We start from the raw sequence: 18,954 nt of genomic DNA, 5'->3' as shown, positions 1-18,954 counted from the left end.
TCCTATAGGTGCATTCTGGCTTCTGAGGTAGGCTAGGTCTGGCAAGGGGCATTCCCTTGATTCAAATCAACCGTTCTCGCAACCTCGTTGCGCACGCTGTCGCACATTCCGAGTGAGCCGCATTTCTGACCGGGAGAGAGATTTGAGCGATCAGCTTCATCCGATGGCCCCCCATCATCTGCCCTTCTATCTCGCACCGGCAAGCGGGATCGATACGCTGACGGTGGTGATGGGCATCTTCCTGATCGGCACCATACTCTGGGTGGGCACGCTCTATTGGAAGCTGCACAGCCTGCCCGAGCGAATGGCGCACAAGTCGCAGAAGCTGCAATTCGAGATCGTGGCGGTGCTGGGCATCATCTCGCTCTTTACGCACTTGCACATTTTCTGGGTGGCGGGCCTGTTGCTCGCGATGATCGACCTGCCCGATTTCGGTACGCCACTGCGTAGCATTGCCGGTTCCGTCGAGAGGATCGCCGACGCCGCGCCGAGCGACGGGCGCGAATCCGATCAACCGGGCCCGCCGGCAGAGAAGTCAGTCCCGAAGGAGAAGGAGCACAGCCATGTTTGAGCTCATGTTCTGCTCCCTTCTGACGATCTTGCCGGACTACCTCTACCGCCGCTATGCCCAGGGCAAGCGGTTCGGCAAGGAGATCACGTTCTTTTCCGTCTGGTACGAGCTGCGATGGGGCATCACCGGCTGCCTGATGCTCACGGTGTCGCTGATCACCATGATCTTCTACTTTCACCCGTCAACGACCTCGGCGACGCTCTATTACCGTACGGTGCCGATCCTGCCCGAGGGCTCGGGCCGGGTCGCGGAAGTGAATGTCGGCTACAGCCAGGCGGTAAAGAAGGGTGACGTGCTCTTCAGCCTCGACAGCTCGAAGCAACGCGCGGCTCTGGAAACCGCCAAGCGCAAGATCGCTGAGGTCGATGCGTCGCTGACGACCGCGCAATCCGACGTGATCAAGGCTGACGCGCAGATCGAGGAAGCCAAGGCCAACCTTCAGCAGGCCAAGGATGAACTGGACGTCAAGTCCGAGTTGCAGCGTCGCAATCCCGGCATCGTGCCGCAGCGCGACATTGAAAAGCTGCAGGTGATCGTCAATCAGCGGCAGGCCGGGGTCGACGCCGCCACGGCTTCGAGGCAGTCGGCAGCTTTGCGCGTTTCGACGCTCTTGCCGGCCGAGAAGGCCAGCGCCGAAGCGACGCTGGCCGAGGCGCAGGTGGATCTGGACAAGACTTTTGTCCGCGCCGGCGTTGACGGCCGGGTGGAGCAATTCCTGGTCCGCGTCGGCGACGTGGTCAATCAGTTGTTGCGGCCGGCGGGCGTGCTTGTCCCGGATGGCGCGGGCCGGCAGGGTCTGCAGGCGGGCTTTGGCCAGATCGAGGCTCAGGTCTTGCAAGTCGGCATGGTGGCGGAAGCGACCTGCATATCGAGGCCCTGGGTCATCATTCCGATGGTCATCACCAATGTGCAGGACTACATCGCGGCCGGACAGTTCCGAAGCGGAGAGCAGCTCATCGAGGCACAGAATGTCGCGCGACCCGGCACGATCCTGGCATTCATGGAGCCGCTCTATAAGGGAGGGCTCGAAGGCGTGACGCCGGGCAGCAGTTGCATCGTCAACGCCTATACCAGCAACCATGAGGAGATCGCCGCGAAGGAGACTAGCAACGGCCGGGCCATTGCCTTGCACGTCGTCGACGGCGTCGGCCTCGTGCACGCCATGCTGCTGCGAATCCAGGCGTTGCTGCTGCCGATCAAGACGCTGGTGCTGAGCGGGCACTGAAGCCGGCGAGTGGCCTGCGTGAGGCCTGTCGAAGCGCCTCACTTCCCGCTAGAATTGTGGCCAGCAACGGCCGGAGAGAGCCGTCGGGGAGGCGGATGAGAGGGCGCAGGTTGATAGCCTCGGTCATGCCGCGGTCAGTCGCGGCCGCGTTGCTCGGCCTGTTGCTCGCCGTCTGCCTCCTGTCCGGCGCGGCCGGAGCCGCCGAACGCAGCGCGCGCGGAGAACTCAAGCGCGTGCTGGTGCTGCATTCCTTCGGCCGCGAATTCCGGCCCTGGAGCGAATATGCGCGCAGCATCAAGGCAGGGCTGGAGCAGCAGTCGCGCTGGCCCCTCGATATCCAGGAGCACGCCCTGCTCTCCGCGCGCTTCAACAATCCGGGTCCGGAAGCGCCCTTCGTCGACTATCTGCACTCGCTCTACGAGGGCGCGCCGCCTGACATCGTGCTGAGCATCGGCGCGCCGGCGGCGCGGTTCGTGCAGCGATATCGGCAAACCCTCTTTCCCGATACGCCGATAGTGCTGACAGTGGTCGAACAGCGGCTCGTGAACCGCCTCGACCTCACCGACAATGACGTCGTCGTGTCGGTCCACAATGACTTCATGGCCGTGTTCGACGACATTCTCCGTGTTCTGCCGGATACGAAGACGGTTGCCATGGTGATTGGCGCATCTCCGCTCGAGAAGTTCTGGATCGACGAGGTGAAGCGGGAGCTGAAGCCGTTGGGGAATCGCGTCAGCCTCACGTGGTATTCGGACCTGGCGTTCGATGAGGTCCTCAAGCGCGCCGCGAATCTTCCGCCGAACACGGTGCTGTTCTGGGGCCTGATGTCGGTCGATGCCGCGGGAATCGTCTACGAAGGCGACATCGCCTTGCGCAGCCTCCACGCGGTCGCCAACGCCCCGATCTTCTCCTACCAGGAGGCCTTCTTCGGCAGCACCGTCGGCGGCCCGATGCAGCTGACCGGAGAGACGAGCCGGAAGACCGTCGATGCCGTCATCCGCATCCTCGGTGGCGAGAAGCCGGCCGGCATCAAATACGAGACGATCGAATTCGGAACGCCGCGCTACGATTGGCGGGAGCTGCAACGCTGGTCCATCAGCGAGAGCAATCTGCCTCCCGGGAGCGAGATCATGTTCCGTGATCCGGGCTTGTGGGAGACCTACCGCTGGCAATTGCTGCTGATCGCCGCCGTGATCCTGGTGCAGACCGGCCTGATCAGCGTGTTGTTGCATGAGCGCCGGCGTCGTCAGGTTGCGGAGGTCGAATCGCTGCAGCGTCTGGCCGAGCTCGCGCACGCCAATCGCTATTCGGCGGTTGGTGAGCTGACGACCTCGATCGCGCATGAGCTCAACCAGCCGCTCGGCTCCATCCTGACCAACGCGGAGACGGCGGAGCTCATGCTCAAGGGCGCCTCGCCCGACATCGACGAGATACGGCAGATCCTCGGCGATATCAGGCGCGACGATCAGCGGGCGAGCGAGGTGATCCGCAGGCTGCGCAGCGTCTTGAAGAAGACGCCGTTCGAGATCAAGAACCTCAAGCTCAACGACACGGTGCGGGAGGCGATCGGCCTGGTGGCGGCCGTTGCCGACGGACGCCGCATCGCGCTGACCTATGTCCCTCCGTCCACCGACCTGCATGTCAAGGGTGATGCCGTGCAGCTCCAGCAGGTCGTGCTCAACCTGATCATCAATGCCATGGATGCGGTCGCCGATGCCGACATGAGGAAGCGGGAGGTCAGTGTGGCGACGGTACGGGTCGGCAACCAGGCCGAGATCAAGATCGCCGACACCGGTCCCGGCATCTCGTCCGGCGATCTCGCGAACGTCTTCAATCCGTTCTTCAGCACCAAGCCGCAGGGCATGGGCATGGGACTTGCGATTGCGAAGACCATTGTCGAGGCTCACCACGGCACGATCGACGTCGAGAACCTGCCGCGGGGCGGGGCGGTGTTTTCGATCAGGCTCCCGATCACTCGCTGACACCGAGATCCGGCTGCCCTGCCGCTGTCGCGCCGCAACAAGGTCTCGGAGCAGCCTTTCCTTGATCTCGATCAACAAACGCCGACGCTCCGGCACGATCCTCGCGGGCAGTATGTTTGGGGAGGTTGTGATGTTTCACTGCGGCAAGACCCTGATGGCGCTTGCGCTTGTGGCGGCGGTTCCCAGCGCTGCCATGGCGCAGGCCACGCCGCCGGCAGCCCCGAGCACGCAGGTGCAGCCGGCAAGTCCGCCGGCGCCGGTTGCCGAGCTGCTGAAGCCCGAGCAGCTCGAGGCGCTGGTGGCCCCGATCGCCCTCTATCCCGACGAGCTGCTCGCCAATGTGCTGGCGGCATCGACCTATCCCCTGGAGGTCGTGCAGGCCGATCGCTGGCTGAAAGAGAAGAGCCTGAAGGGCGATGCGCTGAAGACCGAGGTCGAGAAGCAGTCCTGGGACGACAGCATCAAGGCATTGGCCTCGACTGCCGAGGTCCTCACGATGATGAGCGACAAGCTCGACTGGACCAAGGCGCTCGGCGACGCCGTGCTCGCGCAGCAGCCGGATGTGATGGATGCGGTCCAGCGCCTGCGCACCAAGGCCTATGACAACAAGAAGCTTGTCACCACCAAGCAGCAAAAGGTCAGCGTCCAGACCCAGGAAAGCAAGCAGGTGATCGTGATCGAACCGGCCGTGGCCGACACGATGTACGTGCCGTATTACGAGCCGGCAACGGTTTACGGAGCGTGGCCCTACACGGAGTATCCGCCCTACTATTTCGGCTACCCGTCCTACATCGGTGCAGGCGTCGTCGCGGCGGGTCTTGCCTTCGGCACGGCCTGGGCCATCGGCCGCTGGGGCAATTATTGGGGCGGCGGCTGCAACTGGGGCAACCGCAACGTCTATATCAATCACCGGACCACGAACATTGGAAACGGCTGGCAGCACAATCCGGCGCATCGCCAGGGCGTACGCTACAACAACGCGAATGTTCAGCAGCGCTTCGGCAATAGCAATTTGAAGGCCGGTGCGGCCGACCGCATGGATTTCCGCGGGCGCGACGGACAGCAGGTGTTGAAGCCGGGACAGGACCGGCCAGGTGCTGGAGATCGCGCTGGAGATCGTGCAGGAGACCGCGCAGGCGATCGAGGTGACCGTCAGGGCGCGGGGGATCGCGCCAAGGCTGGTGGTGATCGTGCAAAGGGCGGCGGCGATCGTGCCGCCAAGGGTGGTTCCAAGAACGCCGGTGCCAAGAATCCTGGTGCCAAGAATGCTGGTGCCAAGAACGTTGGTGCAAAGGGCGGCGGCGCCAAGGCCGCGAACCGCGGTGGCGGCGGCGCGTTGAACGTGTCGTCGGGCCGCTCGGCGGCAGCGGCATCGGCCCGCGGTCGGTCCAGCATGGCGAGCGCGGGGCCGCGTGGCGGCGGTGGCGGCGCGAGCTTCGCGGGACGCGGTGGCGGGGGCGGTGGCTTCCATGGTGGTGGCGGAGGAGGCGGTCGCGGCGGGGGTGGTGGCGGTGGGCGGCGCTCCGACATCGCGCTGAAGCATGATGTTGTTCTGCTCGGCCACCTCGCAAACGGCCTCGGCTATTACCGCTTCAGCTATATCGGCAGCGACAAGGCTTATGTCGGCGTCATCGCGCAGGAGGTCGAAGAGGTGATGCCGAAAGCGGTCACCCGAGGAGCCGATGGCTATCTCCGGGTCTATTACGAAAAGCTCGGTTTGAAGCTTCGCACCTACCGAGATTGGCTCGCCGGTGGCGCGAGGATCCCCGCGGAGGTGACGCCATGATGAGCTTGAAATTGCTTCTTCGTGCGACCTTGCCGGTCATCATGGCGCTGGCGCTCATGAGTTCGCCATCCCAGGCGCAGCAGTCCTATCCGACACCGGAGGAGGCTGCGGCAGCGCTCGCGGCAGCCGTCAAGAGCGGCCCGGACAGGGCCATCCTGAAAGTGCTCGGCAGCGCCGCCCAGGACATCGTCTCGTCCGGCGACGAGGTCGCCGACGCCGACATCCGGCAACGCTTCAGCTCGATGTATGACGCCAAACATTCGATCAAGACGGAGGGCAACAAGAAGGCGACGCTGATGCTGGGACCGGATGACTTCCCGTTTCCGATTCCACTCGCCAACACCAAGACCGGCTGGGAATTCGATACCGCCGAAGGCCGCATCGAAGTGCTGTATCGCCGTATCGGCCGCAATGAGCTCGATGCGATCCAGACCAGCCTCGCCTTCGCCGATGCCGAGAACGAATACGCCGACAAGGATCGCGGCGAGGGGGCCGGCGTGTACGCGCAGCGCATTGTCAGCAGTGCAGGCAAGAAGGACGGGTTGTTCTGGCGCGACGACAGCGACCCTAGCCCGCTCGGCGCATTGGCGGCACAGGCATCGAGCGAGGGCTACAAGGCCGAGGACGGGCCGGCGCCCTATCACGGCTACTATTTCCGTATCCTGAAGGGGCAGGGGTCAAACGCGCCGGGCGGCGCGCTCAACTATGTCGTCAATGGCAAGATGATCGGCGGCTTTGCACTGATCGCCTGGCCCGCCGAGTACGGCAATTCCGGCGTCATGACCTTCCTGGTCAATCACGCCGGCACTGTCTATCAGAAAGACTTGGGACCGCGGACCGAGTTCGTCGCACCGCGCACGACGCTGTTTGATCCCGACCAGACCTGGAAGAAGGTCGATGCTGCGAAACCCTGAATGGCGAATAATGCTGCGCCCGCTGGCATCTCGCTTGATCGTGATCCTCGTCCTGACGCTCGCGCTTGCCGCCCCGTGCACGCAATCCTTCGCGCAAGCCGCCGGCCATGTCCGCGCCAGGGTCGTCAAGGCCGGCCTCTTGATCGGCGGCGGCGCCGGCAGCGGTGTGCTGACGTATCGCGGCAAGTCCTATCCCTTCAGCATCACCGGCATGAGCTTCGGCATCACCGTCGGCGCGACGGTCGGCCGGTTTGATGGCTGGGCGTCCGGCATCGGCGACGTCGGCGATTTCGCCGGCACCTACAGCTCCGTCGGCGGCGGCTTCGCGCTGGTCGGAGGCGTCAACGGCGTCCACCTGCGCAACGAGAAGGGCGTGACCATCGCGTTGCAGGGACCGAAGGCGGGGCTTGAGCTCGCGGCCAACATCAGCCAGATCACGATTTCGATGAAGTGACACCACAGGTCCAGCTGGTCGATCACATCGGAAGAGCCGGACAGCAGGACGCTCCGTAGCCAGGACCGTCGATGTCTTGCACCCAAGGTCGATAAGGCGCTTGATTTCAAGGCGTTGACGGGGCACACCCCCACCAGTAAATCCGACCGGGGCCTGTCGGTTGGGCTTTCCCGGGCAGGTGATCGGTGAATCAGACGTTCAATCCGGCCGCGCTCGACAAGCTGAAGCTCCGCATTCAGGCGTTGCGCGCCAAAACCATCGCCAATGGCTGCACCGAGGACGAGGCGCTGTCTGCCGCCGCCAAGGTCGCCGAACTGCTGGATCGCCACGATTTATCGCTCTCCGACGTCGAGCTGCGCGCCTCGCCGTGCGAACGGAGGGTCTACGAGACCCATCGCAAGAAGCGAATTCCTCTGGACGACTGCATCGGCGCGATCGCTCATTTCTGCGATTGTCGGGTCTGGCGCGAGAAGAACGCGGCCGGCGAGAGCAGCTATGTGTTCTTCGGTCTCGGCGCGGATGTCGAGGTCGCGCATTATCTGGCCGAATTGATCGACGGCGCCGTGCGCACTGAGCTTGGCCGCTTCAAGACCTCGGTCGCCTACGCACGGTTCCGGCACCAGGAGCGGCATCTGGCCAATGCCTCCTTCGCGCTCGGGATGGTGGCGTCAATCGCGGACAGGCTGGTGGCGATCAAGGTCAGTCGCGATCAGGTCAACGAAAGCACCGGCCGCGGGCTGGTCGTCCTCAAGACCTCGGTGGTCGATGCAGAATTCGACAAGCTCGACCTCAAGATCCGGACCCAGCGGAGCACCAGCCGGATGGTGTCGATGACGGCCTATGAAGCCGGCGGCGCCGCCGGAGCGTCGCTCGCCATCAATCCCGGCCTTGGCGAGGCGCAGTCAGGGACCGCTCGCAAAGGAAGCTGAACGCACCGGGGGAGGGGCGCAGCTTCGGCCGGAGCTGAGAGCATGATTCAGATCAAGACGATCGGCGCCTGCTATAGCTGCGGTCCGGACAGGTTCATCTCGCGTTCGGCCCTGAACACGTTGCCGTAGAGACTGGCTATCCACTGACGCCCGCGAGACGTCACGTTGAGATAGCGTATCGCCGGCTGGATCTGGGGAGCGACGTTGCTCCAATAGAACTGGGGATATTTGTAGACGATATCCGCTGGCGTTGCGTAACCCAACGTCTTGTTCAGCCCAATCTCCTCAAACTCGTAGAACAGCGCGTTCGACTTCCTCAGATAGTTGGGGTCGCCAAGCTGGCCGATGAGATCGGCGGCCCGCAGCAACAGCCCCTCCTCTTCGATCAGGCTGTCATTCGAAGACATGGTGTAGGGAAACCGAGTATATTCAATTGCCCGGGCGACCCTGTCCGCGTCCAGCGCCTCGACGGAATCCAGCCGCTCCAGCACGAACAGTTTCGATCGATCGACATGATATGGCGCCAGCGCTGCGTCGGACGATCCTCGCGGCAGGCGAATAGTGCGGCCGTTCACGTCTGCAACGAACAGCTCGTCCTCATCGCCTTGAACGACGCCCCGCACATATCCGATGTCATGAGCAAGGCATGCCAGAATGAAGTTCGCATAGTCATTTGCCGTGGTAGGCCGCAGCAGCGCTCGTCCCGTCAGGATGTCGTGCCCGGCAAGGGTCACGAGCAACGTATGCTCGATATTGTGGTACAGGGCGTCGCTGTTGCCGATGCACTCCAGGGTGAGCTTGGCGGCAAAAGGAAGCAGCTCGGTCAGACCGGCGTGCGAAGCGCCAAACCTGTCTCTGGTTTCCGTCGTTAGAAACGCGCCCAGAGCTTGTGACACCAATTCCGGAACTGTGATCATCACGCCGCTCCGCCAAGGTATTATGAACGATATCTAGACCAAGCCCCCGCGGCTCCGCGATCCCACCTGCATGGGTCGACTGTGCACTGACTGGCTGCCAAGCATGGCCGCCGCGTTCATACCGCGCACTTGATCCAGATCAAGCGACCGCGGCCGGCCGTCGGCTCATGTCTACGTCCGGGCAGTTGCCCTGTCCGAATCTCCCGAGATGACAGCCGCATGTCGGATGCCGCCAACTACAGTGTATGCGAGCAACTGCGCGACGGCAGCCTGGTCGAAATCCGGGCGCTTCGGTCGGAAGACGAGGACGGCATGCTCGGTGCGCTGGACCAGACCAGCGCGCAGTCGTTGCAGCGCCGATTTTTCGGGACCAAGCGCCATTTCTCCGACAAGGAGCGCGCGTTCTTCATGGATATCAATTTCAGTAATCACGTTGCACTGGTGGCCCAGGTCGAGCAGGCCGGCCGCACAATGATCATAGGAGGCGGCCGATACGTCGTCTTCGAACCCGGACGCGCCGAGATGGCGTTCGTCGTCATTGATGCCTGGCAAGGCCGCGGCGTCGGCGCCATGCTGGCGCGTCACCTTACCGCACTCGGGCGCGAGGCCGGGCTCAAGGGACTGACAGCAGAGGTGTTGCCGGAGAATACCGCGATGCGTCGGGTGTTCGAAAAACTCGGGTTCAAACCCGCGGCGATGCGAGACCCACAGGCGATTCACTTGGAGCTGGAATTGGGTTGATCGGCCTTTACGGGCCAACCGCGTCCCAAGACGAGACCGCCGCATTCCGGCGGCGTCGTGCCAAATTGGCTATCTCGCCGCAATTTTCCACATGCCCCGCTTCCTTTGATCCAGGTCAAGCGGATGCTTCATCGCATGCAGAACCGTGTGAAAAAGGGATAGTCGCTGGTGGGACTACAGATGGCTAGATTCAGAGTTCTCGGACCTGTCTTCGCACTGTTAGGCACGATGGCTCCGATTGAAGCAGCCAAAGCCCAGGTCATGGTCGACGTTTCCAAAATTACCTGCGATCAGTATATCACGCAGCGCATTACCCATAGCCAAACCGTCAATGTCTGGCTGAGCGGCTTCTATGCCGGTCGCCGGAATAATCCCATCGTCGACACGCAGGCTCTCAACCGCAATGCCAACAGGGTCTCGCGGTTCTGCGAATCACACCGCGACATGCCGCTCCTGGATGCCGTGGAAGCGGCAACGAAATGACGCCAGGCCCACGTCCCGGAACGGACCAAAGCCCATGAACCTTTATTTGCCAATCGCAGGCGATTTGAATCGGAAGACCCAACTCGCGTTCCCGTTGTTGTCGACGTCCAGCCTTAGCCCATCACCGTCGGCGAACTTGTCGCCGGCCTTGGCGTTTTTCACTTTCAGTGCGGTGAGATTTCCCATTCGCTTGCGCCATCGAAGTGTCCGCCTTGTCCGACCAGCGGTCGGCGTCCAGAGCAACATGATGGCCACAATGGCAATAGACGAGGACGCCGCGCACTCCCATCTCCCGCATCTCGCCGAAGGTAATCTTGATCGGCCGGCCGTCGGCGTGCGTAGGCGTGTGGCGGCGGACAGATCAAGGCATGCCACCAATCGAAGCGGCGCGCCGGCACGAGTCAAATTCTCAATCCCGAGCTACTGCGCGTCGTGGTGCGGACCAAGCGACCCCGCCGTTTCACGCATCTTTGCTAATTGGCGGTGCTGCCGCTCTTGGCCTTGGACGACTGCTTCACAGCCGGCTTGGCCGGCGCGGCCGACTTCTTCGACGTATCATCGCCGCGGGCAGTTCCCCACGGATCGACCGGTTTCTGGTTCGGAACATTGCTGAGGGAGCGTTGATAGGCGCGCTCAGCCCGATCGTCGTCCGCCTTCTCCGAAGGCGTCTTATCCTTGGGCTGTTCGCCATACTGTTGAACATGGTCCTGCGCCAGCGCGGGGGCGGCGATCAGGGCAAGCATGACGGCGACGGCGATTTTGCTCATCAAGAAACTCCCGGTTCTGCGACGAGCATAACATTGCGCCGATCGCAGCAGCAATGCAGCCGAGCGTGAGTTGGGTATGACGATGATCGGCAAGATGCTGGGGCGAGGGGCGCAACGTAAACAGCCTCGACAAAGCTCTCAACAGATTTTCCGAAGATGGCAGAATGCCATTGTTTTGCCCGACGGGTCAAACGGCGTTGCCGCGGATGCCAAAAGTATTGTGCCGCTGGGACTTAGCTACTGTGCATGGGGTTGTTTTCGAGTTTTTTGTGCTGACCCTGATCGTGCGACGAGCGCCGCTTGCCAAGGGAAGGGGAGGCCGAGGGAACCCGCCTTGAGAACCGATGCTCCTCCTATCCCGTTAAGAGGCTGAATACTCACCTCTTTCCGTCGGATCCAAATGCACCGTCAAGTGCGTCTCGTGGAACTTTCTCCTCACCCCCGCGTTATCGCGCCATGACAGAAGATATTTCCTTCAGACGCAAACCCCTGACTCCTGAACAGCGCCAGGCGCGCGATGCTTCGCGCCGGATCGAGGCGGAAAAGGCCATGCGCGACCATGAGGCCGCGCAGAAGGCGCTTTATGCCAACCGTGAACGGCTGAGGGCCGAACGGCTCGCGCGCGAGCAAGCTGCTGGCAAAGAGACGGCCTCGAGCAAAGGCTGACTGGAGAAGCCTCGCGCAGGTATTCTCACTAAACGCAGATGGCCTGGCTTAGTGCCGGGAAGGGCGCGCGGCGTTCAGGGCGATCTTCAATGCTTGGACGGCACCAGCCAATGGCCCGCGGGCCGGGGCGTGCGCCTCGATGGCTTCGGCTGCGAGGCGGCAGTCGTCGGCCACCTTCAGAAGCCCGGTTCGGGCGAGGTCCATGGTCGAGAGCGCAGCCTGCTCCAGGCACACACGCTCAAGCCGTCGAAATTCCCGAAGCTCTCTGTTCATGCGTCGGCTCTCGATGTCCCCAAAGCCATACGGCCGTGAGTCTGCTTAACGAACAGTAAACATCGTCGCTTAGCCGATCAGACTGGTGCGGACCTGACGGGCACGTCCGGTCGGCCTGCACCAAGCTGTGCCGTGGCTTGAGGCGAAGGGCTAAGGCGACCGCCTCACTCGGCGTGCTTGCGCATGCCGCTGTCGCTGAGCTTGTCGACATAGGCAATACCGATCGCCGAGACCACGAAGGTGATGTGGATCAGCACCTGCCACATCACGCCTGTCTCGGTAAAGCCGGCGCGGTCCGAGCCGAGATTGCCGGCCTCGATGAAGGTGCGCAACAGCGCGATCGAGGAGATGCCGATGATCGCCATCGCGAGCTTGATCTTGAGGACGCTCGCATTGACGTGGCCGAGCCATTCCGGCTCGTCGGGATGGCCCTGGAGATCGAGCCGCGAGACGAAAGTCTCGTAGCCGCCGACGATGACCATCACGAGCAAATTCGAGATCATCACGACGTCGATCAGCGCCAGCACGCTCATCATGATCTGCTGTTCGGTGAGGTCGATCGCGTGCCAGGAGAGGTGCCAGAGCTCCTTCAGGAACAGCACGATGTAGACGCATTGCGCCACGATCAGCCCGAGATAGAGCGGCAGTTGCAGCCAGCGCGAGCCGAAAATGATCATCGGCAACAGGGCTAGGCGCGGCGCTGGCGGGCGGGGTCCGGTTCTGGTTTCAGGCTCGGCCGACATTCGGTGTCCACGCGTTGAAGTGATGCTGGTCCCATGTAGCCCGGCATGATGGCCGACGGAAGACGCGATCCTGCTCGCCGCCTAGGGATCGCATGCTATCCTGTCGAAAGGCCGTCACGCACACGGCCCGGATCGGAGGCCGACAGATGTCCTGCAATATCGCCGGCATCGCGCTCAGCGCGATCGTGATCCTTTGTGCCGGTACCACGGGTGTGTCGGCATTGCCGCTGACGCCGTTTCGCGACGAGGCGCAGGCGCAGCGGCATTGCCCCGTCGACAGGGTGGTGTGGCTGGATTTCAGGAAGGGCGTCTACTACGCCAAGGGACAGAAGCGCTACGGCCAGGGTTTCGATGGCAGCTTCGTCTGCCTGAATGAAGCCCGCGACAGCCGCTACCGCCGCTCGCTGTTGGGTTTGCGCTGAATGGCGCGTGGCTGAGCCTGAGAAGTAGCCTCAGTTACTTCTGGTTCGGCAGCTTCACCGGCACATGCGGGGAGGTGCTGATGACCCGGGGACTTCCGTCAGGATAGGTGCGGTCGCCGCGGATCAGCGATTCCAGGACCAGGAAGAATTTCTCGGCAAGCATGTGCGTCACCCTCGTTGGTGATGGCCTCTTGAAATGAGTCGAGGCGCCGACCGCGGAAATTCAATCAACTAAACGGGAGCAGAGCTATCCCGGACAAATACGCATGCTGCGTCGCAGTAGTGCAGCGGTCTCGCAAGGTGGAAGCGCGGTTGGAGGATCAGCCGAAGGCCAGAGCCACAAGGCTCGAGCAGAGCAGGAACAGACCGCCAGCGGTCAATGCCAGGAAGCCATCGGATACGAGGTCATGGTTGCGCATGGGACACCTGCTGCTCTCGTCTTTGATGCTCGGTCGGATCGATTAAAATTGTCCGAACGCGCTGTCATGAAGAGGTGATGCAATGTCGCCCGCGCGAGTGCCTTCAGGCCCTCGTGCGGTAGCCTTCAAACGCATGGGCCAGGAAGATCCCCGCGCTTACCAAACCCAGCAGTGCCGAAACCGTCTCGATCATCGTTAAATTCCAATCCGCCCTTGCACGCGAGAAAACGCGGGCGGCCCTGCACAGTCAAAAGAATTCCAGTGAGAATCGAGACAATGGGGGTGGGGTGAGGATTTGGCGCAACAGATTGTTCAGGACTGGCACAAACGAGGCCGTCTTGCTCCGTAGATCAACGGGGAAGGGCGAAGGTCCTGTTTACCATCTCGGCGCGAACGCTGTGGGCTCCCCATTTCCGCCGTGTTCCGGTTGCGTTATCGTCGCGACTTCCGAGCGCGGTGGTGGGCCGCCTCGGAGCTTGCGGACCGGAAGGTGCTCCTCGTAGCTAAAGCGGGTTGGGTCCATCTCCGGCGAAATGGTATTTGGGGCGAATGGGGATCCGTCGGTCAGATTCGGTGGTGCGGGCCGCGCGTAGCGTTGCGGCGGTCGCCACCTGCCTAGCGCTAGCCAATTGCGCCTCGTCGGGCAAATTCGCCAGCCGCGTCGACCCGAAATACGGCGTGTCCTCGAGCCCGCGGGTCGTGGCCTGGGGTGATCCAGTCCCGAAGGGGGGCGGCACCTACCGCGTCGGCAAGCCCTACGTGGTTGGAGGGCGGACCTATGTGCCGGAGGAGGACGTCAACTACCGCGCCGAGGGCATGGCGTCCTGGTACGGCGACGATTTCCACGGCCGCCAGACTGCCAATGGCGAAGTGTTCGACATGGGCTCGCTGACGGCGGCGCATCCGACGCTGCCGATGCCGTCCTATGCGCGGGTGACCAACCTCTCGAACGGCATGTCTCTGATCGTCCGCGTCAATGACCGCGGGCCCTATCACGGCAACCGGCTTATCGATGTTTCGAACAAAGCCGCCGAACTCCTTGAATTCAAAGGCAATGGTGTCGCCAGGGTCCGCGTCGAATACGTCGGCCGGGCGCCGCTTGAAGGCTCCGACGACCGCCAGTTGATGGCCACCTTGCGCACCGGCGTTCCGGCGCCGTCGCCCTCGATGGTCCGGGTCGCCTCGGCGAGGCCCTTCGTGCCGGAGCTGCCGTCATCGACCCGCGGCGCCATCCGCGGCGAGGTTCCGACGCCGGAGGGGCGGCCCTACAATCTCGGCAACACTTCAGCCGATGTCGCCTCGATCAATGCGACCTCGGAGATGTCGGCCTCGAGCCGCAGCCGTGGCCGCGCGCTCCAGAACGCCCGCGCCGTGTCCTATGACGAGGACGGCCGCTACGCGACAGACAATGGCCCGTCTGACGGCGCTGCCGAAGCCCGCGGCATCCTGAGCGGTCGCGGGCTGTACTAGCGCGCCGACGCCTCGCGCAAGAACTTCAGCAGCGCGGCGTTGACTTCGTCGGGCCGCTCCTGCTGCACCCAATGGCCGGCCCCCTCGATGATCAGTTTCCGTGTGAGATTGGGCAGCACGCGCTCCAACTCGTTGACGCGCTTGGCGCCAATCAGGCCGGTGATAACGGCGTCGGTCGAGCCGGCAATGAAGAGGGAGGGCTGGTGGATCTGCGCATCCTGCCAGGGCGCGGTCAGCTCCCAATTGCGATCGAGGTTGCGATACCAGTTCAGCCCGCCGCGGAAACCGGATTTGCGGAAGGCTTCGGTGAAATAAGCAAGGTCGGCCTCGCTCAGCCACGCCGGCAGTGGCTCCTCTTCCGTCGCGTGCCCGAGAAAGCCCTTGCCCTCCTGGACGAACATCGCGGCGGCCGGATCGGCAAGTCCACGCCCGCCGAGCACGGTGCGCATGGTGCGGGCGACGTCATGCTCGAACTCGGCTTCCGCGACACCCAGCGTCTGGAAATACTGCCAGTAGAAGTTGGTCACGCCGCTCTTGCGCAACAACTCGAGCGGCTTGCCGCGGCCGCGGAACGGCGGCGGCACACTGAGACCCGCGACAGCCGTGAAGACATCGGGACGGAACAGCGCCGCATGCCAGGCGACCGGCGCGCCCCAGTCGTGGCCGACCACAATCGCCTTGGTCTCGCCGAGCGCCTGGACCAGGCCCACCACGTCACCGACCATGTCGAAGATTGAATAGGCGGCCACGTCGGACGGCGCCGAGCTTTCGCCGTAGCCGCGCATGTCGGGGGCGACGACGTGAAATCCGGCGGCCGCGAGCGCCGGAATCTGATGCCGCCAGGAATAGGACAATTCCGGCCAGCCATGGCACAGCACCACCAGCGGTCCCTGGCCGGCCTCGCGGATGAAGAGGTCGATCCCATGGGCCTTGATGACGCGGGTGGAGGACATCGCTTTTCCGCCTTGTTTCAGGGGTTTGGTCGAGAAACATCAGGTGCCACGATAGGGGCGCGATGAGAATCGTGCAATCTCCGGGGCAAGCAGCCATCCTCGTGTTGTTCGCACCGGTTCCAACTGTTAGAACGCCGCTCTCAGGGCTTCGCCATGGCATTTCCTCTCACTTCGCTGCATCTCACCCGGTTCACGGCCGGAGCCTTGATGCGCGGGCTCGTTGCCGGGCTGCTGGTCGCGAGCGTCAGTTGGGGCGGGGTCCTCTATGCCGCCAACCAGAGCGTCCAGGGCGCCAAGAAAACCGAGGACGCGGGCTTTGACGGCGATGCCCCCACCGCGATCCTGATCGAGGCCTCCTCTGGCAGCGTGCTGTTCGAGAAGAACGCCGACGAGCTGCGCGCGCCGTCCAGCATGATGAAGCTTGTGACCGCGGAAGTCGTGTTCAACGCGATCAGGAAGGGCGACGTCAAGCTGACCGACGAATACCGGATCAGTGAGAATGCCTGGCGCAAGGGCGGGGCGCCCTCTGGCGGCTCAACCATGTTCGCCGCGATCAACAGCAAGGTCTCGGTCGACGACCTCCTGCATGGCGCTATCATCCAGAGCGGCAACGACGCCTGCATCGCGCTCGCCGAAGGCATCGCCGGCAGCGAGCGCATCTTCGCATCGGATTTCATGACCAAGCGCGCTCGCGAACTTGGCCTCGCCAAATCGACCTTCGGCAACTCCAACGGTTTGCCGGACCCCAGCAACAAGATGACGGTGCGCGAGCTCGGAATCCTCGCCCGCCATATCATCCTGGACTTCCCCGAATTCTACAAGCTGTTCGGCGAGAAGGAGTACACTTGGAACAAGATCCGCCAGCCCAACCGCAATCCGCTGCTGAATTCGATGGAAGGCGCTGATGGCCTGAAGACCGGCTACACCAAGGAAGGCGGCTACGGCATGGTCGGCTCGGCCGTGCAGAACGGCACGCGGCTGATCGTCGTGGTCAACGGGCTGGAAGATCCCGAGGACCGCGCCACCGAAGCCAAGAAAATGCTGGAATGGGGCTTTCGCAATTTCGAGACCCGCACGCTGATCGCTGCCGACCAGCAAGTCGGCTACGCCAAGGTGTTTGGCGGTGAGAGCCGCTCGGTGAAGCTCGTCGCGAAAGAGCCCGTGAAGGTGATGGTGCACAAGAGCGGCGGCGACAAGCTGATCGCGCGCGTCGTCTATAGCGGCCCGGTGCGTGCGCCTGTAGAGGCCGGCCAGAAGGTCGGCGTGGTGCGGGTCTGGCGCAGCGGCAACATCGCGGTGGAGACGCCGGTCTATGCCGCCGAAGCGATCGGTACCGGCTCGACCGTTCGGCGCGCGATCGACGGCGCCAGCGAGCTCGTGATCGGCATGTTTCGCGCAGGCGCCGAGAAGCTCTGATCATGAATGAGATCGCGGGACAGCGGCCGTCCGGACGCGGACGCTTCATCACCTTTGAAGGCGGCGAGGGGACGGGCAAGTCGACCCAGATCAAGAAGCTTGCCGACCGCCTCAATGCGGCCAAGTTGCGCACCCTCGTCACGCGCGAGCCCGGCGGCTCCCCTGGCGCCGAGATCATGCGCCATCTGGTGCTGTCGGGCATGGGCAAGCTGCTCGGACCCGAGGCCGAGACGCTGCTGTTTGCCGCCGCGCGCGACGACCATGTCCGCACATTGATCGCGCCCGCGCTCAGTCAAGGCACCTGGGTGCTGTGCGATCGTTTTGCCGACTCGACACGGGCCTATCAGGGCAGTCTCGGCAGCGTGCCGGCTGCGCTCATCAACGCGATGCAGCGGGTCACGATCGGCGATCTCAAGCCCGATCTCACCATCGTCCTCGACCTGCCGGTCGAGATCGGCTTGCAGCGCGCCGCCACGCGGCGCGGCAGCGGCACACCTGACAGGTTCGAGGGGGAGAATCTCAAGTTCCATCAGGGCCTGCGCGAGGCCTATCGCAAGATCGCGGCGGACGAGCCCGGGCGCTGCGTGCTGATCGACGCCAATTCCGACCTCGACACGGTCGCCAGCCGCGTCTGGACCGCGCTGTGCGAACGTCTGCTTCCCACGCCGGCATCGGTGGTTTCAGCATGAGCCCGCGTCAGGTCGAGCGCGAGAGCACCATTCCGCACCCGCGCGAGACCAGCCTTCTGTACGGCCACCGCGAGGCCGAAACCGCGCTGCTTGCGGCCTATCGCAGCGGCCGCATCCCGCATGCCTGGCTGATCGGCGGGCCGCAGGGCATCGGCAAGGCGACGCTGGCCTATCGCATGGCGCGCTTCGTGCTCGCGCACGGCCAGCCGCTGGCACCTTCCGTGCAGCGCGCCGAAAACCTCGCGATCGATCCTAACCACCCCGTGGCGCGGCAAGTCGCGGCCAGCTCGCATGGCGGCCTGTTAACGCTGGAGCGGACAGCCAACGATCGCGGCGTAATGCGCACCGTGATCACGGTGGACGAGACGCGCGAGACCATCTCGTTCTTCGGCTCGACGGCGGCAGCCGAAGGCTGGCGCGTCTGCATCGTCGACACTGTCGATGAGCTCAATCCAAATGCGGCGAATGCGCTGCTCAAGATCCTCGAGGAACCGCCGCAGCAATCACTGTTCCTGCTGGTGAGCCACGCGCCCGCCCGCGTGCTCGCCACGATCCAGTCGCGCTGCCGCAAGCTGCGCCTGCGCGCGCTCACAACTGACGAGGTGATTGCTGCTGCGGCCGCAACCGCTGAGCTCGCTCCGACCGACCTGGCGCTGCGCGAAGCCGCTGAGGCCTCCGAGGGCAGCGTCGCGCGGGCGTTGACGCTGCTCGGCGGCGATGCGCTCAAGCTTCAACAGCGCACGGCGGCACTGCTGGCGCGCCTGCCTCAGGTCGATCCGCGCGAATTGCACACGCTCGGCGATTCGCTCGGTACCAGCGATCGTGTCGCACTCGCCGCCTTCATCGACGGCATCGACCGCTGGATCGCCGAACGCCTGCATGCCGACGACGCCAATGCCAACCAGAACCTGCCGCGCCTTGCGCGCCTTGCAGAGGTATGGGAAAAGATCATCCGCGCCGCGCGCGACACCGAAACCTACAATCTGGAGCGAAAGCCCTTGGTTTTCTCGGTGTTCGGCTGGCTGGCGGACGCAACGCGCTAGAGCATGATCCGGAAAAGTGTGTAGCGGTTTTCCGATAAGATCATGCTCAGAACAATAACCGAACGCAGGTTCGTTTCCAAATTTTGAGAAG

General features: G+C 63.5%; 22 protein-coding genes. 15 read left to right on the top strand and 7 right to left on the bottom strand.

The genetic code is table 11. The annotated features are described in order from the left end of the window. Positions 1–163 precede the first annotated feature (163 nt). The 7 genes from UP06_RS30285 to UP06_RS30255 all read left to right on the top strand — a co-directional run bounded on the left by UP06_RS30285 (position 164) and on the right by UP06_RS30255 (position 7,861). Positions 164–571, top strand: a complete 408-nt coding sequence (locus UP06_RS30285; RefSeq protein WP_045007347.1) for a hypothetical protein — start codon at positions 164–166, stop codon at positions 569–571. Next, positions 564–1,796: an HlyD family secretion protein gene (locus UP06_RS30280; RefSeq protein WP_045007346.1), complete on the top strand. Its 1,233-nt coding sequence runs from the start codon at positions 564–566 to the stop codon at positions 1,794–1,796. The genes UP06_RS30285 and UP06_RS30280 overlap by 8 nt, the downstream gene beginning before the upstream one ends. A 95-nt stretch (positions 1,797–1,891) precedes the next feature. Then, a complete protein-coding gene (locus UP06_RS30275) occupies positions 1,892–3,778 on the top strand; it encodes a sensor histidine kinase (RefSeq protein ID WP_045007345.1) in 1,887 nt (628 codons plus the stop codon). Between the two features lie 130 nt (positions 3,779–3,908). Beyond that, positions 3,909–5,564 carry a DUF3300 domain-containing protein gene (locus UP06_RS30270; RefSeq protein ID WP_045007624.1) on the top strand — a complete coding sequence of 552 codons (1,656 nt, stop codon included), beginning with the start codon at positions 3,909–3,911 and terminating at the stop codon, positions 5,562–5,564. Next, positions 5,561–6,478, top strand: a complete 918-nt coding sequence (locus UP06_RS30265; RefSeq protein ID WP_045007344.1) for a DUF2950 domain-containing protein — start codon at positions 5,561–5,563, stop codon at positions 6,476–6,478. Before UP06_RS30270 ends, UP06_RS30265 begins: the two co-directional genes overlap by 4 nt. A gap of 10 nt (positions 6,479–6,488) precedes the next feature. Next, positions 6,489–6,932, top strand: coding sequence for a hypothetical protein (locus tag UP06_RS30260; protein WP_245305588.1), 444 nt, complete (start codon positions 6,489–6,491; stop codon positions 6,930–6,932). 185 nt (positions 6,933–7,117) lie between these two features. Then, the gene (locus UP06_RS30255) at positions 7,118–7,861 is read left to right on the top strand and encodes a DUF7168 domain-containing protein (protein WP_045007342.1); all 744 of its coding nucleotides are present in this window, start codon (positions 7,118–7,120) and stop codon (positions 7,859–7,861) included. A 71-nt stretch (positions 7,862–7,932) separates the two neighbouring features. On the opposite strand, the gene UP06_RS30250 is transcribed toward UP06_RS30255, so the two are convergent. After that, positions 7,933–8,778, bottom strand: a complete 846-nt coding sequence (locus UP06_RS30250; RefSeq protein WP_045007341.1) for a metal-dependent phosphohydrolase — start codon at positions 8,776–8,778, stop codon at positions 7,933–7,935. Between the two features lie 219 nt (positions 8,779–8,997). Here UP06_RS30250 and UP06_RS30245 point away from each other — a divergent pair, with 219 nt between their 5' ends. Together UP06_RS30245 and UP06_RS30240 are read left to right on the top strand one after the other, a co-directional pair. Next, positions 8,998–9,519: a GNAT family N-acetyltransferase gene (locus UP06_RS30245; RefSeq protein WP_045007340.1), complete on the top strand. Its 522-nt coding sequence runs from the start codon at positions 8,998–9,000 to the stop codon at positions 9,517–9,519. Between the two features lie 180 nt (positions 9,520–9,699). After that, positions 9,700–10,002, top strand: coding sequence for an HdeA/HdeB family chaperone (locus UP06_RS30240; protein WP_082081721.1), 303 nt, complete (start codon positions 9,700–9,702; stop codon positions 10,000–10,002). 42 nt (positions 10,003–10,044) lie between these two features. On the opposite strand, the gene UP06_RS42740 is transcribed toward UP06_RS30240, so the two are convergent. Both UP06_RS42740 and UP06_RS30235 read right to left on the bottom strand, forming a co-directional pair. Then, positions 10,045–10,188, bottom strand: coding sequence for an Arm DNA-binding domain-containing protein (locus UP06_RS42740; protein ID WP_502691618.1), 144 nt, complete (start codon positions 10,186–10,188; stop codon positions 10,045–10,047). Positions 10,189–10,475: 287 nt separating this feature from the next. Continuing rightward, positions 10,476–10,769 carry a hypothetical protein gene (locus UP06_RS30235; RefSeq protein ID WP_045007339.1) on the bottom strand — a complete coding sequence of 98 codons (294 nt, stop codon included), beginning with the start codon at positions 10,767–10,769 and terminating at the stop codon, positions 10,476–10,478. A 456-nt stretch (positions 10,770–11,225) separates the two neighbouring features. Between UP06_RS30235 and UP06_RS30230 the strand changes: the two genes are divergently transcribed. Further along, positions 11,226–11,435, top strand: a complete 210-nt coding sequence (locus tag UP06_RS30230; RefSeq protein ID WP_045007338.1) for a hypothetical protein — start codon at positions 11,226–11,228, stop codon at positions 11,433–11,435. A 48-nt stretch (positions 11,436–11,483) separates the two neighbouring features. Here the strand turns inward: UP06_RS30230 and UP06_RS30225 are convergent, their stop codons facing one another. Beyond that, complete coding sequence (locus UP06_RS30225; RefSeq protein ID WP_045007337.1) at positions 11,484–11,708, bottom strand: hypothetical protein; 225 nt, start codon at positions 11,706–11,708, stop codon at positions 11,484–11,486. Positions 11,709–11,872: 164 nt separating this feature from the next. Further along, positions 11,873–12,451: a TIGR00645 family protein gene (locus UP06_RS30220; RefSeq protein WP_045007336.1), complete on the bottom strand. Its 579-nt coding sequence runs from the start codon at positions 12,449–12,451 to the stop codon at positions 11,873–11,875. Positions 12,452–12,597: 146 nt separating this feature from the next. Here UP06_RS30220 and UP06_RS30215 point away from each other — a divergent pair, with 146 nt between their 5' ends. After that, positions 12,598–12,873, top strand: coding sequence for a hypothetical protein (locus UP06_RS30215; RefSeq protein WP_045007335.1), 276 nt, complete (start codon positions 12,598–12,600; stop codon positions 12,871–12,873). A 34-nt stretch (positions 12,874–12,907) separates the two neighbouring features. Here the strand turns inward: UP06_RS30215 and UP06_RS42475 are convergent, their stop codons facing one another. Further along, on the bottom strand, positions 12,908–13,036 hold the full coding sequence (locus tag UP06_RS42475; protein WP_283806047.1) for a hypothetical protein: 129 nt from the start codon (positions 13,034–13,036) through the stop codon (positions 12,908–12,910). 805 nt (positions 13,037–13,841) lie between these two features. Here UP06_RS42475 and UP06_RS30210 point away from each other — a divergent pair. After that, positions 13,842–14,762: a septal ring lytic transglycosylase RlpA family protein gene (locus UP06_RS30210; protein ID WP_045007334.1), complete on the top strand. Its 921-nt coding sequence runs from the start codon at positions 13,842–13,844 to the stop codon at positions 14,760–14,762. Here the strand turns inward: UP06_RS30210 and UP06_RS30205 are convergent. Beyond that, on the bottom strand, positions 14,759–15,715 hold the full coding sequence (locus tag UP06_RS30205; RefSeq protein WP_045007333.1) for an alpha/beta fold hydrolase: 957 nt from the start codon (positions 15,713–15,715) through the stop codon (positions 14,759–14,761). The genes UP06_RS30210 and UP06_RS30205 overlap by 4 nt on opposite strands. Before the next feature lie 153 nt (positions 15,716–15,868). Between UP06_RS30205 and UP06_RS30200 the strand changes: the two genes are divergently transcribed. From UP06_RS30200 to UP06_RS30190, 3 genes are read left to right on the top strand one after another with little or no spacing between them, the layout of a single operon-like run. After that, complete coding sequence (locus UP06_RS30200; RefSeq protein ID WP_045007332.1) at positions 15,869–17,131, top strand: D-alanyl-D-alanine carboxypeptidase family protein; 1,263 nt, start codon at positions 15,869–15,871, stop codon at positions 17,129–17,131. 2 nt (positions 17,132–17,133) lie between these two features. Further along, entirely contained in the window at positions 17,134–17,820 is a 687-nt protein-coding gene (gene tmk / locus UP06_RS30195; RefSeq protein ID WP_045007331.1) for a dTMP kinase, read from the top strand. Continuing rightward, on the top strand, positions 17,817–18,863 hold the full coding sequence (locus tag UP06_RS30190) for a DNA polymerase III subunit delta' (RefSeq protein ID WP_045007330.1): 1,047 nt from the start codon (positions 17,817–17,819) through the stop codon (positions 18,861–18,863). Before tmk ends, UP06_RS30190 begins: the two co-directional genes overlap by 4 nt. Positions 18,864–18,954: the final 91 nt, after the last annotated feature.

The sequence above is a fragment of the Bradyrhizobium sp. LTSP857 genome (assembly GCF_000938285.1).
Classification (GTDB): Bacteria; Pseudomonadota; Alphaproteobacteria; order Rhizobiales; family Xanthobacteraceae; genus Bradyrhizobium.
This window is presented reverse-complemented; position numbering and strand designations above follow the sequence as displayed.